The organism is Nafulsella turpanensis ZLM-10, assembly GCF_000346615.1.
Lineage (GTDB): Bacteria > Bacteroidota > Bacteroidia > Cytophagales > Cyclobacteriaceae > Nafulsella > Nafulsella turpanensis.
The window spans coordinates 22,486-36,081 of the sequence record NZ_ANNU01000067.1; the positions used below are offsets into that span (position 1 = coordinate 22,486).

General features: G+C 44.6%; 10 protein-coding genes and 1 pseudogene. 4 read left to right on the plus strand and 7 right to left on the minus strand.

Annotated elements, in window-relative coordinates; all coding sequences use genetic code 11:
- Nucleotide 1: 1 nt before the first annotated feature.
- Nucleotides 2-1,078 carry a 5-methylcytosine-specific restriction endonuclease system specificity protein McrC gene (mcrC, locus tag F752_RS24780; protein WP_160164148.1) on the plus strand — a complete coding sequence of 359 codons (1,077 nt, stop codon included), beginning with the start codon at nucleotides 2-4 and terminating at the stop codon, nucleotides 1,076-1,078.
- Between the two features lie 95 nt (nucleotides 1,079-1,173).
- On the opposite strand, the pseudogene F752_RS27015 reads toward mcrC, so the two are convergent.
- From F752_RS27015 to F752_RS25630, 5 genes and pseudogenes are all read right to left on the minus strand, one after another.
- Nucleotides 1,174-1,284: pseudogene (locus F752_RS27015) on the minus strand (phosphorothioated DNA-binding restriction endonuclease); the annotation flags it as partial.
- A gap of 311 nt (nucleotides 1,285-1,595) precedes the next feature.
- Nucleotides 1,596-3,086, minus strand: a complete 1,491-nt coding sequence (locus F752_RS0120910; protein ID WP_017733703.1) for a Kelch repeat-containing protein — start codon at nucleotides 3,084-3,086, stop codon at nucleotides 1,596-1,598.
- A gap of 387 nt (nucleotides 3,087-3,473) precedes the next feature.
- Nucleotides 3,474-3,962 carry an RDD family protein gene (locus tag F752_RS24785; protein ID WP_017733704.1) on the minus strand — a complete coding sequence of 163 codons (489 nt, stop codon included), beginning with the start codon at nucleotides 3,960-3,962 and terminating at the stop codon, nucleotides 3,474-3,476.
- 32 nt (nucleotides 3,963-3,994) lie between these two features.
- Nucleotides 3,995-4,561, minus strand: coding sequence for a hypothetical protein (locus tag F752_RS0120920; RefSeq protein WP_017733705.1), 567 nt, complete (start codon nucleotides 4,559-4,561; stop codon nucleotides 3,995-3,997).
- A 58-nt stretch (nucleotides 4,562-4,619) separates the two neighbouring features.
- A complete protein-coding gene (locus F752_RS25630; RefSeq protein ID WP_017733706.1) occupies nucleotides 4,620-6,560 on the minus strand; it encodes a DUF4153 domain-containing protein in 1,941 nt (646 codons plus the stop codon).
- 449 nt (nucleotides 6,561-7,009) lie between these two features.
- Between F752_RS25630 and F752_RS0120930 the strand changes: the two genes are divergently transcribed.
- The 3 genes from F752_RS0120930 to F752_RS0120945 all read left to right on the plus strand — a co-directional run bounded on the left by F752_RS0120930 (nucleotide 7,010) and on the right by F752_RS0120945 (nucleotide 11,521).
- Nucleotides 7,010-8,080 (plus strand): patatin-like phospholipase family protein, encoded by a 1,071-nt coding sequence (locus F752_RS0120930; RefSeq protein ID WP_017733707.1) that lies wholly within the window; start codon nucleotides 7,010-7,012, stop codon nucleotides 8,078-8,080.
- A 449-nt stretch (nucleotides 8,081-8,529) separates the two neighbouring features.
- Complete coding sequence (locus tag F752_RS0120935; protein WP_017733708.1) at nucleotides 8,530-9,477, plus strand: DUF808 domain-containing protein; 948 nt, start codon at nucleotides 8,530-8,532, stop codon at nucleotides 9,475-9,477.
- A 529-nt stretch (nucleotides 9,478-10,006) separates the two neighbouring features.
- Nucleotides 10,007-11,521: an NAD(P)H-dependent oxidoreductase gene (locus tag F752_RS0120945; protein WP_026135892.1), complete on the plus strand. Its 1,515-nt coding sequence runs from the start codon at nucleotides 10,007-10,009 to the stop codon at nucleotides 11,519-11,521.
- 474 nt (nucleotides 11,522-11,995) lie between these two features.
- Here F752_RS0120945 and F752_RS0120950 read toward each other — a convergent pair whose 3' ends face one another.
- Nucleotides 11,996-12,532 (minus strand): DUF6933 domain-containing protein, encoded by a 537-nt coding sequence (locus F752_RS0120950; protein WP_017733711.1) that lies wholly within the window; start codon nucleotides 12,530-12,532, stop codon nucleotides 11,996-11,998.
- Nucleotides 12,533-13,170: 638 nt separating this feature from the next.
- Nucleotides 13,171-13,596, minus strand: a 426-nt coding sequence (locus F752_RS0120960) for a hypothetical protein (protein ID WP_026135893.1), incomplete at its 5' end; no start/stop codon positions are given.

Below are 13,596 nucleotides of genomic sequence, written 5' to 3' on the forward strand. Positions count from 1 at the left end.
TGTGCAAATCCCAATTCAAAATATCTATTATTTGCTCAGCTATGCCTGGAATAAATTAGAGGAAGCTGAAGCTGTGGCTGTGTCGGTAGATGACAAAACTCAGCTAATTGATCTATTCGCTAAGGTGCTCATCAATGCCACGAAAAGATTGCTAAAAAGAGGAATCGATAGGAATTATGTAGAACGAACCGCAGAGTTAGCAGGAATAAAAGGAAAGATAGAAATTGGAGAGACTTTAAAGGGTAGGATGTGGATGCAGCGGAAGGCTTCCTGTTCTTTTGATGAGTTTTCTGCGGACATTATAACTAATCAAATCCTCATCTCTACCCTTTATCAGTTACTCAGAACCCAGAATCTAGATAGAGATTTGAAAGAGCAGATCCGAAACCTCCTATGGATGTTCCCGCCGATTGACAAGGTGAGACTTTCCATAAATCTTTTTAAGCAGGTAAAGATTCACAGAAATAATCGTTTCTATGAGCTTATTATAAAAATCTGCCAGCTAATTTACGAAAATAGCTTGCCTGGAGAATCCTCTGGAAGCTGGAAGTTTTCCGATTTCACCCGTGATGAACAGAAAATGAATCAGCTCTTTGAAGGGTTTGTGTTTAACTTTTTTAGACTTGAGCAGCAATCATACCGGGTAAGCAGAGAAATCATAAAATGGCAATTTGATGCTCATGATGAAGGAGCGTTAAACTACCTGCCGCAGATGCGGACAGATATAAACCTGGAAAATGAAAAGCGTAAAATTATTATTGATGCAAAGTACTATCAAAAAACCTTAAGCAGGTATTACAACAGCGAAAAAGTACACTCAGGCAACCTCTATCAGCTGTTCAGTTATCTTCTTAATCAGGAAGATGGTAGTTCAAAGAAAAGTGAAACTACCGGAATTCTGCTGTACCCGACCATCGACGAAGACTATACCTTACAATTCCAGTACAAGTCGCATCCAATTCAAATCCGAACAGTAAATCTAAACCAACCCTGGAAGTTGATCTCTGAGTGTTTGCTTCAGATAGTAGAGTCTGAAAGTAGAGGTATATCACTACTAAATGAAGGAAGTGAAAGCTGAGTGGATGTAGAATAAGGTAGGGGTTGAGGACGGTTGCTGCCCACCTTTCTTCCTGCTACACTTATGTAGGTGTAGAATTTTACCTTACTTCCGGGCTGCTGAATCTCGCCAAACGCCAGCAGCAACAGCTTATGGGGAGCCCGCACGCCTTTGCTTTTCCAGGTATTGATATTTTCAAATTGCTGAAGGATGTCCTGATCATTCATGAAGCTAAAGATATAAAATGCTGCTGGGAAAAGCGAAATTTCCGAATTGTTAGGCAGGATGGCTTTAGCGGGGATAGCGTGCGAATTCCAGCCTGGGAATCTCAATATTAATTGCTCACGGGAATACGGGAGCAAAAGAGGGTAGAAGCTCTTTGCTGCCTTTCTTCTGTCAGGTCCGGAAGTATTTGCCGGTCATTGTATATAGTACACTTCTACCCCGGGTCCAGCTAATGGAGAGTACAAAAAAATGCTCAGGCCACTTTTGGTAACCTGAGCTGGAATGTATGGGCATTTTTCAGTATCGGGAGGCTTTACGGTTCATCGGTAAATACATAGTAATTTCTGTTGTAGTTTCCGGTAAACACAAAGGCTTTGTCCTGGTAGGGAAGGCTTAGCACATAGGAGGTTTCATAGTCGTAAAAGTTGCTTCTCCGGTCCCACGAATCAGTAGCCGGATCGTAGCGGAAAGTTTCCCGCGGCATAGGAAGGTCCTCATAATCCCACCCAGCGGCAATATAGCCTTTGTTATTGATAGAGAAAGAAACCATATGTGCCCGTGGGGCTATATCTTCCGCATCGGCTTTGCGGGTCCATGTTTTGCCAGATGGGTTAAACTCCCAGAGGTCATTCGACAGCCCGTTGCTGGTCTGGCCTCCAAAAACATAGCCCTTTCCATCAATAACAAAGAAGCCTGCGCCCTCCCGGCCAGCGCCGGGGAAATCTTCCAACTGTGTCCAGGTTTCAGTGGCAAAATCGTACTCCCAGAAATCCTTTAATTTGCCTGTAGTGTTATTGCGACCTAAGCCCACATAAGCTTTTGCTCCAATCTGAAAAGTTACGCCGTATCCGCGCCCTTCGCCTGGAAAATCGGGCAGCTGCTCCCAGCTGTCGCTGCCAGGTTCGTAGCGCCAGAAGTCTGTTCCATATCCACCATAGTAGCCATAGAATCCACCGGCTATATAGCCTTTCCCGTTATAGGAAAAGGAAAAAGGCCCCATGCGGGTGGTGCCGGGAAAGTTATTCTTTTTTACCAGCTCAAAAGTTTTCGGATTGAGCTCATAGAAATCCTGGACAGGATGGGTGGTAACAGAACCAAGGCCAACGAATACCCGATCGCCAATAACAAAACCAGCTTGTCCATTCGGCTCGTATCCATTCGGAAACTCAGCAATCCTTTCCCATTTACCTCCATGGATGTAATGAAATTTGCCAGGAGAAATGGCAAGGCGACCGTTAATTTCAAGCAGGAAGGGCCCTGTAGTGGCACCATGCGGCACAATTACATCGACATAATAACCATCGGCATACACCACTTCTGCCTCAAGGGAATCGTTAAAGGTTGCCTTAATTTCAGAAGGATCGGAAGGAAGATCCGAGCCGTTTAATCGTACCCGCTGACCAGCGCTCCCTTCCCATGGGTTCATGTTGTACACAGAAAAGCCAGGATGTATGACCTTAAAGCCAAACTCGCTGGCTGCCGTTACCTCATTGACGGTAACATACAGGATTCCACTTGAGCTGCTGGCCTCGTAGGGAACCATTACCTCCAGCTCGGTGGGCGTAGCTGAAAGAATTTTTGCAGGCGAGCCGGTAAAAGACACTTCCATAATGGAAGTGTCGGTACTGAAATTTTTTCCTACAATGGTAACAATATCTCCTATGTATGCGCTGTCAGGAATAGCAGCCTCAATAACAGGCTCGAAATTTTGCTCGTCAATTTCCTGGATGGGGGCATCGGAACAGCTCCACTGGAATAGAATGGCAGTGATGCAGGTAATAAATAAAATGCGTGAATGGTTCATGAGAATGAATGAGATTTAAACTTAGTACAGGGATTTTTTCTCCATAAAGAGAGAAAATTTGTCGGGGCTAAAGTATTAGTATAATTGCACTAATTATGGGTTAATTATCAGCATAACCCTACACAGGCATGGTTCAGCGAAAGCCTGCGTCTGAGGAGTAAAGAGAAGACCTGGCAGGATATGAAGTAGGGGAGCTCTTTGTGGTTAAAATCGAAGAAGGATAAGCCCGGAGCTGAGAAAAGAAATCGCCAGCCACCCCGGAGAGGGATAGTTACCACCTGATGTATTACTGCCTATAGTACGGCAAGGCTGGAGAAAATTTGTAGTTGACTTAAAGCAGTGCTAAAGTGTTAACTATAATGATATTTAACACTTATTGATGAATAACTATTCCCTGATTTCCTCTCTAACGGGCAGTATATCTGGTGGTATATTTTCGATGCTCCCGGCAGAGAGGATTGCCGCATCAGCTAAGAACTTCTTTTTGAAGGTTACCACTGACCCACCTGCCAGGTCGTGAATTGCACGTTTTCTGCTGTTAGCCGTAACCGTTAGTAAGGAAATCCAGCCAAGAAGAGATTTTACAATAAATCGAATCATTGCAGCCAAAAAGTTTATGTTTTCCTTTTCTGCGTTTGCCTTTCCAATCCTGATACCTACTGCTTTATGGCCAAAGGTGCCTCCATACTTGCTGGTCATGAAGGGGTCATAGAGAACGAAAACTATTATAAAAGTAGTGGCTCTTACCACACTTGGCACCCCGTTAAGGAGCCGGACAAGCTGTGAGATAAAAATAAGGCAAACCAGCAGCAACAACATATCTATTATTAAAGCCTGCAGTCTTTTTACGAGTACGGGATATTCTCTGATTATCATTTTTTAGGTCAAGGGTTAAATTGAGTAGGTGTTTATATTTCTGATACGCTGGCTGCAGTGTTCGAATTTCCTGCCAGCCTGTTGATGCGGGGCTGAATAACCCAATAGCCAATAATGGAAAACCAAAGCAGGAAGAACTCCCCTGCATAATCTGAAAACTTTACCGGCCTTCCCAGCTCTACCGCTCTGAGTGTTTTGGCAGCGAAACGCATTCCATAAAAAATACATACCATGGAAAGCAGGTGCAGTAGAATAATGATGAACGTCAGTCCACCCATTCCGCTCAGTGCATCCTGTTGATCACCCATCATGATGACACCCAGGCCAAGGCAAAGGAGGAGAATGTAAATGACCGGGATGGAAAAGAGAATTTTAAACTTCCTGATATTTAAGTCAGTACCGGAAGGCAACAGAGGGTGTAAGCCTGTAGCGATAGCCCAAATCCAGCCAAAGGTGCCAAAAACAAACAGCAGCATGGCTAGCGGAAAAAGCTTTAGTACGAGGAAAGGATCTAAAACAGCAAAAAGGTTAAGCAGAATGCCGGAACCCCAGCTGATGGCGAAAAGCTGCCAGTGCTTTAGTTTTAATAAAATGTTCATTTAAATTTTAATTGTGTTAAAACTGATTTGATGAGTAATTTTTATTTCCTTCGCTGCCTTATCTCAGCTTTTTAACCAGGAGATTGCCGGTTGCCCCTTCAAGTGTAAGGGAGTCTTTCTGTGACCTGAAATTTAATTCTCCAATTATCAGCCTGTAAGCTGAATTTCCCTGAACGGTATCAATTTGTAATGCTGCAGGGGGAATACTTACATTCCCTTCATTTCCATACCTTTCATGTAACTGCCGGATTAGCCTGCCAAGGGGAAAGTGGACTGAATCTGTTTTGGACGTAATGGTGAGGTATTTTGGTTCTTTGGGATTGTACTGAATGGTATAGTCCCTTCCATTTAATTCTGTAATTCTCTTATAGGCCATTGGGTGCAGTTCATCTGTGTCTTCATAAGCACTTCTTTGATAATATAGCTGGCCTATAAAAAGGAGGCGGTCATAGCCTTCAATATCCAGCATTCCTTTGGTGTCGGACCGGTAGGTGAAGTAGTTTCCATTCACGGCATCAGCCTGCTTGTATTGGTAAGGTAAGCCAAGCGTTTTCATATATATTTCTGCTTCGCTTACCCTTTTCCAGCTTTCTACGGAAGTATCTGCATTGGCTACGGTTAAGAAAGAGTCTAAAGGCTGCTGATACCATGCCTGAATAGAATGGAAGCCATGGTGATTGTCCAGGTAGTCAAGAATTGACATTACTTCATTGTGAAGTGAATCGTTGAGCTTCCCGTCATTTTTATTCAATTCCGGTGCATAAAACTCCGGCAGACTATCTGTTACCCATTTTACCTCCTCCTCAATAAGTCCTGCTTTCAGTATTTTTCCTTCCCGGAGTGCTGCTTCCAGACGGTATACCTGACTCTCTTCACTTATCGTAAACACACCCCAGGGACCGATTGAAATGAACAGTAATAGTCCTGCCAGTGATAGTGGAATGAACTTAATATTTTTTCGGCCAGTCAGAAAGTAGCAGCAGACAACGGTGAGCCAAATACCAGCTAGTAGAATAAAATAGCGGTTAATGGTAAAACCATAGTCTCCAATACGCATGCCAATGGCCAGAAAAAGGAGTATCAGTAAAGGAAGAAGGAATCCATAATAACCCTTTATTACTTTCTTCATCCACAGATTTTCTGTGTGCAGGGCATAAGGGTGAAATAGCAGCATGGTTAATACGCCCAGTACTGCCACTATCATGATCATGTAGGAAACAATCCCTTCGGGCCAGTCTCCGCTCAGGACTATTTTTATTCCGTAGCCGTACAGAATGAGCAGGTATAAGAACAGGAGTGGTAGCAGTACAAATTGAGAAAATACCTTCAGGCCTTTTGGGTAAGAAGTGACAGTATCGAGTTCTTCAAAGTCCAGCGGTACGCCGGCGGCAAAGAACCAGGTGTTGAAAACTCCGGCAATTATAATAAAGAGTTCTCCGAAAAGCTCATCCGGGACATCAACTTCAAATAATGTTTTTAAGGCGAGTAAGGCCATTACCAGGCCAACGTACAGGAAGGCGGAGTACAGGAGTGAAGCCAGAAAGCGGAGAAATAATGCTTTATTGTAGTTCCAGAAACCATTGAGCTGGTGGGTAAACAGGAATGGAATAAAGGAAACCAGCAGGTGGATAATGATACTGTAAAGGAAAAAGCGGATATAAGGAAGGGAGGTGTTTTGGGTGTACTCGGCATCTGGCAATGTAAAGAATATACCAACAAGAATCGCCGTGGCTGCCAGGTGCACAATTACGCTTGCACCTGTGCTTAGCTGTTGGCGACTGGCAAATATTGTGGTGCAGAAGTATAGTGAAATCCCCAGTGTAGCACAAAGCATGGCGTTGATGTAGGGGAAGCGATTAAAAACCTGTTCCTCTGTTTCAACCAGAAATATACCAATAACGACTGCTATAATGGCGGAGAGAATGCTTAACGGAAAACGCCGGAAAGATTGCCGTGCCTGGAACCCCAGGTAAGCCAGGGAAGGAAAACGTAGAGCCATGATAAAGGTAGTTTTGCTCCTCCGAAGGTAAGGTGGTTCTTTTAACAAAAAAAATAAGAATGGTTATAGAAAGTACGAGCTCAGTAAAACATTTGAGGAGGGGTATTCGATCAAACAATAAAATGCACAGTTGCATCTTTTTTTCTAAGGTAAACTGATAAACCTATCTTTAAACAGAGTATAAGTTGGCGAAAGAAGAGGAAAGCGTAAAATATAATTATAGCTAGCTGATTTAAGACCTTTGCTTTTCTTTACTTCCTCATCCAGTTTTCATAAATGTGGTTGCATTTATTTAGTTGTTGGAGGATATTGTTATATTAAGTCGTTGCCTCTGAATATCCGGACTGCCTCATCAGTTTTCCTGGAGGTCAGGAAAGAGACGGTAGAAACAGAGGTTAACCACTTTTTGTAATGTCAAACGAGAAGCAGCTCATCTAACTTTTTGCAGTATGTCTCAAATTAAAATCCTGTCGATCGATGGAGGCGGCACGCGCGGTGTAATTCCGGCTACTATTCTGGACTGCGTCTACCAGGACACGGGGAAGGCGCCCAAAGATATTTTCTACCTGATGGCCGGCACTTCTACAGGAGGTATTCTATGTACCGGTTATGCCGTAGGCTTACCCACCCGTGAGTTGCGGGATTTATACCTGAAGAAGGCGAAGAACATCTTTTACGATACCGGCTGGGATGACCTTCGCGATGGTTTTGGGAAAAATACCGGTGCTGACTATTCCAATGTACGGTTAAAGAAAGAGTTAAAAGCAGCTTTTAACGACAAGACTGTGTTTGATATTTACCAGCGTAACCTGGCTTCGGATCTTGGCAGGCTGATGGTCTGCACATTCGACCTGAATCCGGAGGTGCTGAACCCTGAGACAGGAGAGAAGTATCCTGTTAATTTCAGGCCTAAGGTTTACCACAGCGATTTTATGCGGGATGCAGATGAAAAATTAGTGGACATTTGCCTGAAGACCTCTGCCGGACCTACTTACTTTCCGGTTTACAAAAACTTTGTAGACGGGGGAGTTTCCTTAAATAATCCTTCCATGGCGGCTGTAGCTTACGCTATTAATAAGCGGGCAGATGGAAAAGGGGAGTACAGGCACCCGGATGGCGTAACCAGAGGACTGGGTAAAAACCTGCAGGATCTGAAGGTGCTGTCGCTCGGTTGTGGCACCTCTAACCGCAACTATATTCCGGAAGCAGTAATTAAAGCCCGTGATAACGGAGACTGGGGCAACTTACAATGGATTAAATACCTGCCCGATATGCTGACAGAATCCAATATGCAGGCCTCCTCTTATTATGTCGACCAGCTGCTGGCTCCTTCGCAATATAAGCGTATCCAGCTTTTCTTCGACAGACCCGAAGCACCGGATATTTTGCGGGGGGAGAGCCTCGGGCCGGATGTTAAGCGGCGGGATTTGCTGGAGGCCATGGTGCAGTATGCTGAAGAGGTATACCGCAGGAACAGAAGTGAAATACTAAGTTTTCTGGATTTAGCTCCGCTGGTGTAAAGGAATCTGGGCCACCAATGGCAGCCTAAGGTAAACTACCACTGCGAAAGGAGGGGCGCTACCGGGAGAGTGCGGTTATGGTAGCTTTTTACATTAAAGCTGAAGATGAATGTGGTCAATGTATAGCCTGAGACTATATTGTGCTTCATCCTTGTTATCTCCATTCCAAGCAGGCCTCACAGTAAGGGTTACATGTCCGCAGAGAGATTTCCTGCAGTGAAATCCAGAACCGCTAAAGGTTATGACCATTTTATTGAATCGTTCTATAAAAGTATAAGCTTATTTCATATTATTGCCAGTTGAGCCAAGGGTTTCATGCGGCAAGTTCATATACCAGCTTATTTGAAAAGCAGGCTTATGCACAAAGTTGACCGCAGCGGAACAATAGCTTAGGTGAAGAGTAATAGTAGGGTACGAATTACTTTCTTATTAAAACGAATAAATGACAAATGGCATCGGGACTTCTCGCTTTATTGGATGATGTGTCTGCTCTGGTAAAAGCCAGTGCTGCAAGCTTAGATGATGTGCCTGCCCAGGTGGCTAAAACCTCAGGCAAAGTTTCGGGAATTGTGATTGACGATACGGCCGTTACACCTAAATATGTTGTGGGCCTCGATCCCCAACGGGAGCTTTCAATTATTTTCCAGATTGCGAAAAAGTCACTGATTAATAAAGTACTGATTCTGAGCCCTGCCGCCCTGCTGCTCGGCTTCTTTGCTCCCTGGGCGATAGGTCCAATTCTGGTGGTGGGTGGAGCCTTTCTGTGCTTTGAAGGCTATGAAAAAGTGCATTCGATGTTTAGTAAACCTAAAGTGGATGCACAAAATATTCAGGCTGAAAAGGTAAAAGTGATGACACCGGAAGAGCTGGAAAAGGAGCGGGTAAAGGGTGCTGTACGGACGGACCTTATTCTTTCTGCGGAGATCGTGGCCATCACCTATTATACCGTAGCGGATAATCCCTTATTAACCCAGATTGCCGTGCTGTTGAGTGTCGCACTTTTTATTACCATCGCTGTGTACGGCTTTGTAGGCCTCATTGTAAAAGCAGACGATTTCGGCGTATACCTGGCGAAAGAAAAGCATGCTCAGGGGACGAGGAAAATGGGGCGGGGGATTGTGAATTTTATGCCACATTTCCTGAATTTCCTTGGCTATCTCGGAACAGCTGCCATGTTGCTGGTCGGGGGAGAAATTGTTGCGCATGGCATTCCTTTCACCAGTCATGCGCTGGATGATCTGGGCCACTCTCTGGCTTCTTCCCCTTTTCTTGCCTGGCTGGCGACGGCATTAGTCAGTGTCCTGGGTGGCCTGATTTTAGGTTTTCTCATTGAGAAAGTAGTGGTGGGGATAAAAAAGATGTCTGGTAAAGGAAAGAAAGAGGCTGCAGCGGAATAATGCGGGGCCTTGTGCTTTCCAAATTCGGCAATTTTGATATCAAATCCTATCCATCCTGCCATCCTGACGCAGAGAACAGGCTTTTCTCTTACTTAATGACATTGCGGGCACGTTTGCAAGGCATCTGAAATTATTAAAGCTTCCTTAGTCGAACTTATACCAAACAGGACAAACCACCTTCAATGGTAAACTTTTCACTGGCCTTTCGAAGGCCGAAATAAGGGAAATCTCCTATTTCAAAAATTAAGAGAAGTACCATTCAAAGGCAATCCTGCCAGTGCCTTATTCCAGGACTGTTTCGTGTTTGATGGAATAGAGAAATGGGTAAAAATAAGGCTTGCGCAATGCCAGCTCATGGGGAAGGCGTAGGGAGTAAATTTTGGGATGCCGGTAATTAAACCGCGTCAAAAGATCTCTGCCTGCTGTGCTACGAACTTTTCGCTGATGAGGAAGTTCAACAGGAAGAGCATAAAGCACTCTCCTCCAGATGCGGTGAGCTGTTTTTTTAGTGGTAGCTGATTTTTCTCTTATGAAGGTCTTGATTATTGCCGGACATCCTCGCCGGAACAGCTTTTCAAATGCCCTGGCAGAGGCCTATCGGGAAGGAGCCTTGCAGGCCGGGGTAGAGGTAAAGCAACTGACACTCGCAGATTTTCATTTTAATCCGAATGTAGTTACGGTATCGCCTCAGCAGCAGCAGGCCGAAGAAGATGTGCGGCAGGCGCAGGCATGTATTCGCTGGGCCGACCACCTGGTTTTTGTGTATCCAACCTGGTGGGGCACCATGCCTGCCTTGCTAAAAGGGTTTTTAGACAGGGTATTTACACCTGGATTTTCTTTTGCCGAAAGAGCAGGCGGTAATGGCTGGGAACAGCTCCTTAAGGGAAAAACAGGTCAGCTCATTACGACCATGGATACGCCTTTATGGGTGTACCGCTGGATATTAAAGGCACCGGGGCACAGAGCCTTAAGCGATGCCACGCTGCAGTTCTGTGGCGTGGGGCCGGTACGCACTATGGCATTTAGTACCATAAAAGATGCTGATTATGAGCAGCGGCAGCACTGGCTGGAAAAAGCCCGACAGGCCGGGCTGAAGTTAAAAGGAGGTGTACTTAGTCCTTGGGAGAAGTTCTGGAAAAGAATCATGCCCTGGATTAAAGCGCTTAGGTTACAGTTTTACCCCATGACCCTGGCGGCCTATGCGGCGGGGGCTCTGGGGGCAGTAAGCCAGGGCTACCCGTTTAACAGCTTTCTTTTTTGGCTGGGATACATCTGGCTCTTCCTGCTGGAGGTCGCCACTGTATTTACCAACGATTACTACGATTTCCAGACCGATAAGCAAAACAAGTTCTTCGGCCCTTTTAACGGAGGTTCGCGGGTAGTGATAGAAGGTGAGCTACGACAGGAAGCTTTAAAAAAAGGTGCTTTACTAAGTCTTGGCTTGTCCCTTCTTGCCGCCATCCTACTGCTTGTTATAGCGGGATTGGAACTGGCCACTGTTCTCTTTATGGCACTCTTTTTTATCGTAGCGCTGGGCTATACGGTTCCGCCCCTTAAATTATCGTACAGAGGTTGGGGAGAGCTTGATGTGGCTTTTACCCACAGCATTGCCGTTATGTTAGCAGCTTACCTGTTTATGGGAGGCAGCATCACCGACTCTCTGCCCTGGCTGCTAAGCACACCTCTATTTCTTGCCATCCTTCCTTCGATTATCCTGGCCGGAGTCCCCGATTACGAGGCCGACAAAGCCGCCTCAAAAAAAACGCTGGCCGTTAGGTTTGGCAAAAAAGGAGCCGCAAAGCTGGCGGCGGCCATTACCTTTCTGGCAGCCATTTCAGGAGTGGTTTGGAAGGAAGCGGAAGTAGTTCCGGGGGCTTTTGGAAATGCCATTTACGGAGCAGTGTTGCATGCTGTTTTACTGCTGGTGTTGCTTTATAAGTACATTCAGCGGCCCGACCCTGGTGGCAGAATAGATGGGCTGATGGTTAGTTCGCTTACCTACCTGCTCTGGTTTGTGCTTATTCCCCTGTTTCGCTTTTGGTAAAGCTTTGCGTTTGGGCTTATAAAAAATCAGTCAATAATAGCAAATGTTAAGTAAAAAAGGCGGAGAAGGTCATATAAATGATTTTTACTTAAGCGGACTTTTATGATCGATGGTTTATTGAGTTTTTTGGTTTGGTAGAGTTGATCATCTTGCCGGGGTTAATGCTGGCAAATTATGGGTGGAAAGATACCAAATTGGAGGTTTAATTTGGTCATTCTGTTTATTTCATCAGCAGAAAGTGTTAACTATAATAATATTTAACTTTCTACAGTGGGCGCAAGGGAAAACCTATTGAGGAGAAGAGCTAAATAATGATATTATTCGGCTCATGATTGGCTGGTATTTGAGCCGAATAGAAAAGCTAACCGGCTCATGGGCTACAGCTGGACATTCAAGGCTGACTCAAATTCAGGTACAAGTTTGGCGAAAATTTTAGCAGGAGAGTGGCTGATTCATTAATTCACGGTCCAGGCTTCATCTTAACAGTCCTCTTTTCTCCAACTCGTCCTTCATTACTTCAGCAGGCTCATAATAACTCTTTCTGCCTGGATAGGAAGTGTAGAAGGAGTTGAAGGCCTGGGTATACTTTATCCAAAGAGGTTCTGTTTCGATATAGTTATATTCAAAGTGAAGGGTAGGCGTGAAATCGATTTTCAGGCGGGATAGATGGGCAATGGGTGACCTGTTAGATTTGGTGTTCAGACCAAAAGAATCCGTATGCTCCAGGTATTTTTCAGGATCTAAACTGTGAAGGCGCATCGTAAAAGCCAGGTACTGCCGGAAAGTCGCCGCAAAATCCGGGTGATCGCTCTTTTTGTACTTCAATATGAGGATCGAGAATTTGGTAAGCTCATTGGTAAAAATAAGGTTCATCTTCCGGTTGATGTAGAAGATATCTCCGTACCAGGAAAGGATCGGGTCCGTTTCCTGTCCGCTTGCATCCGGTAAATCCTGGTAGAAAGAGTTGCTTAAATGGCCCTTGAGCTTTTTGGTCTGGTAGAGTTTGATCATGGTTAAGATTTTAAAACATCGTAAAAGCGTGTATTGATGAACAGCTTTTCCTTGCCTGCTTTTTTTGAATGTAAAATTCCCTGGGATTTATACGTGTGTAAATTTCGGCAAAATTTACCCATGTTGTATTTACATGGGCACGAAATACCCATATTTCAGCAGATAAAGTCCATCAATAGTAGAACCTCGCCTGGGAGTAGGAGGTGGATATACTTTAATGTCGTTTCTATTTTCCACAATCAATTGACTTAACATGTTAAGCTTTTGGTTTTTTCTATACATATCCCGCTTCACGTGTAAAGAATTCTCCATTTGCTTTACATATACAATACCTTCAGAAAACCACATAAAGAAAAAACTACTATTGGATATAGGGAAGATGGAGAAACTCCTGATATTAATCAGCAGCCCAAAAGTATTTTGAGGCCTTAGAAGAAGAAGGGGTAATAGAAAGAGTCGGAACTGCCGGAGCAGGCTTCCGGAAGGTAAAGGTGTAGTTCCCTTTCTTCTGACTCTAAAGCTTCGAAAAGCTGGAAGTTCACGGACCTTTGCCGGCATAATTGTGAAATACCCGCACGTCTGTTGCCCATTTAAATTGTTCAGTGGTTACTTACAAGTACCGGCGCAACTACTTATATCTAATGATATTCGCTTCCGATCTGGTAATCAAGGGGTAACATATCTCCTACTTTTTCCCACCCCCAGTATCCCTCAAACTGAATATCCAGCGGCTCAGTAATACTTCCTGTTTCGTCTAAAATAACTCTTTTACTACGCAGGGAGATTACAGACGTCTGGTAGGTAGGCTTGCGTGATCCAAACAGCATAGCTGACCTCACATAGGCCTCCTCTTCCTTTTCATGGGTATAAACCACCTGAAGATAATCCTGGAATTCCAAAACAACTGCATGGCCATCCCTGCTCAATATCTGCTGATAAGGAACAGGGTTCTTGTCCAAGTATCCCACTGTTTTGGGTAAACTTGACTTAGAGAGCGTAATTGCAAGAGGATCGTCCTCTTTTAGGATAAAGTCACTCCCCTTTGCCTGTATAATTTCTCTGGC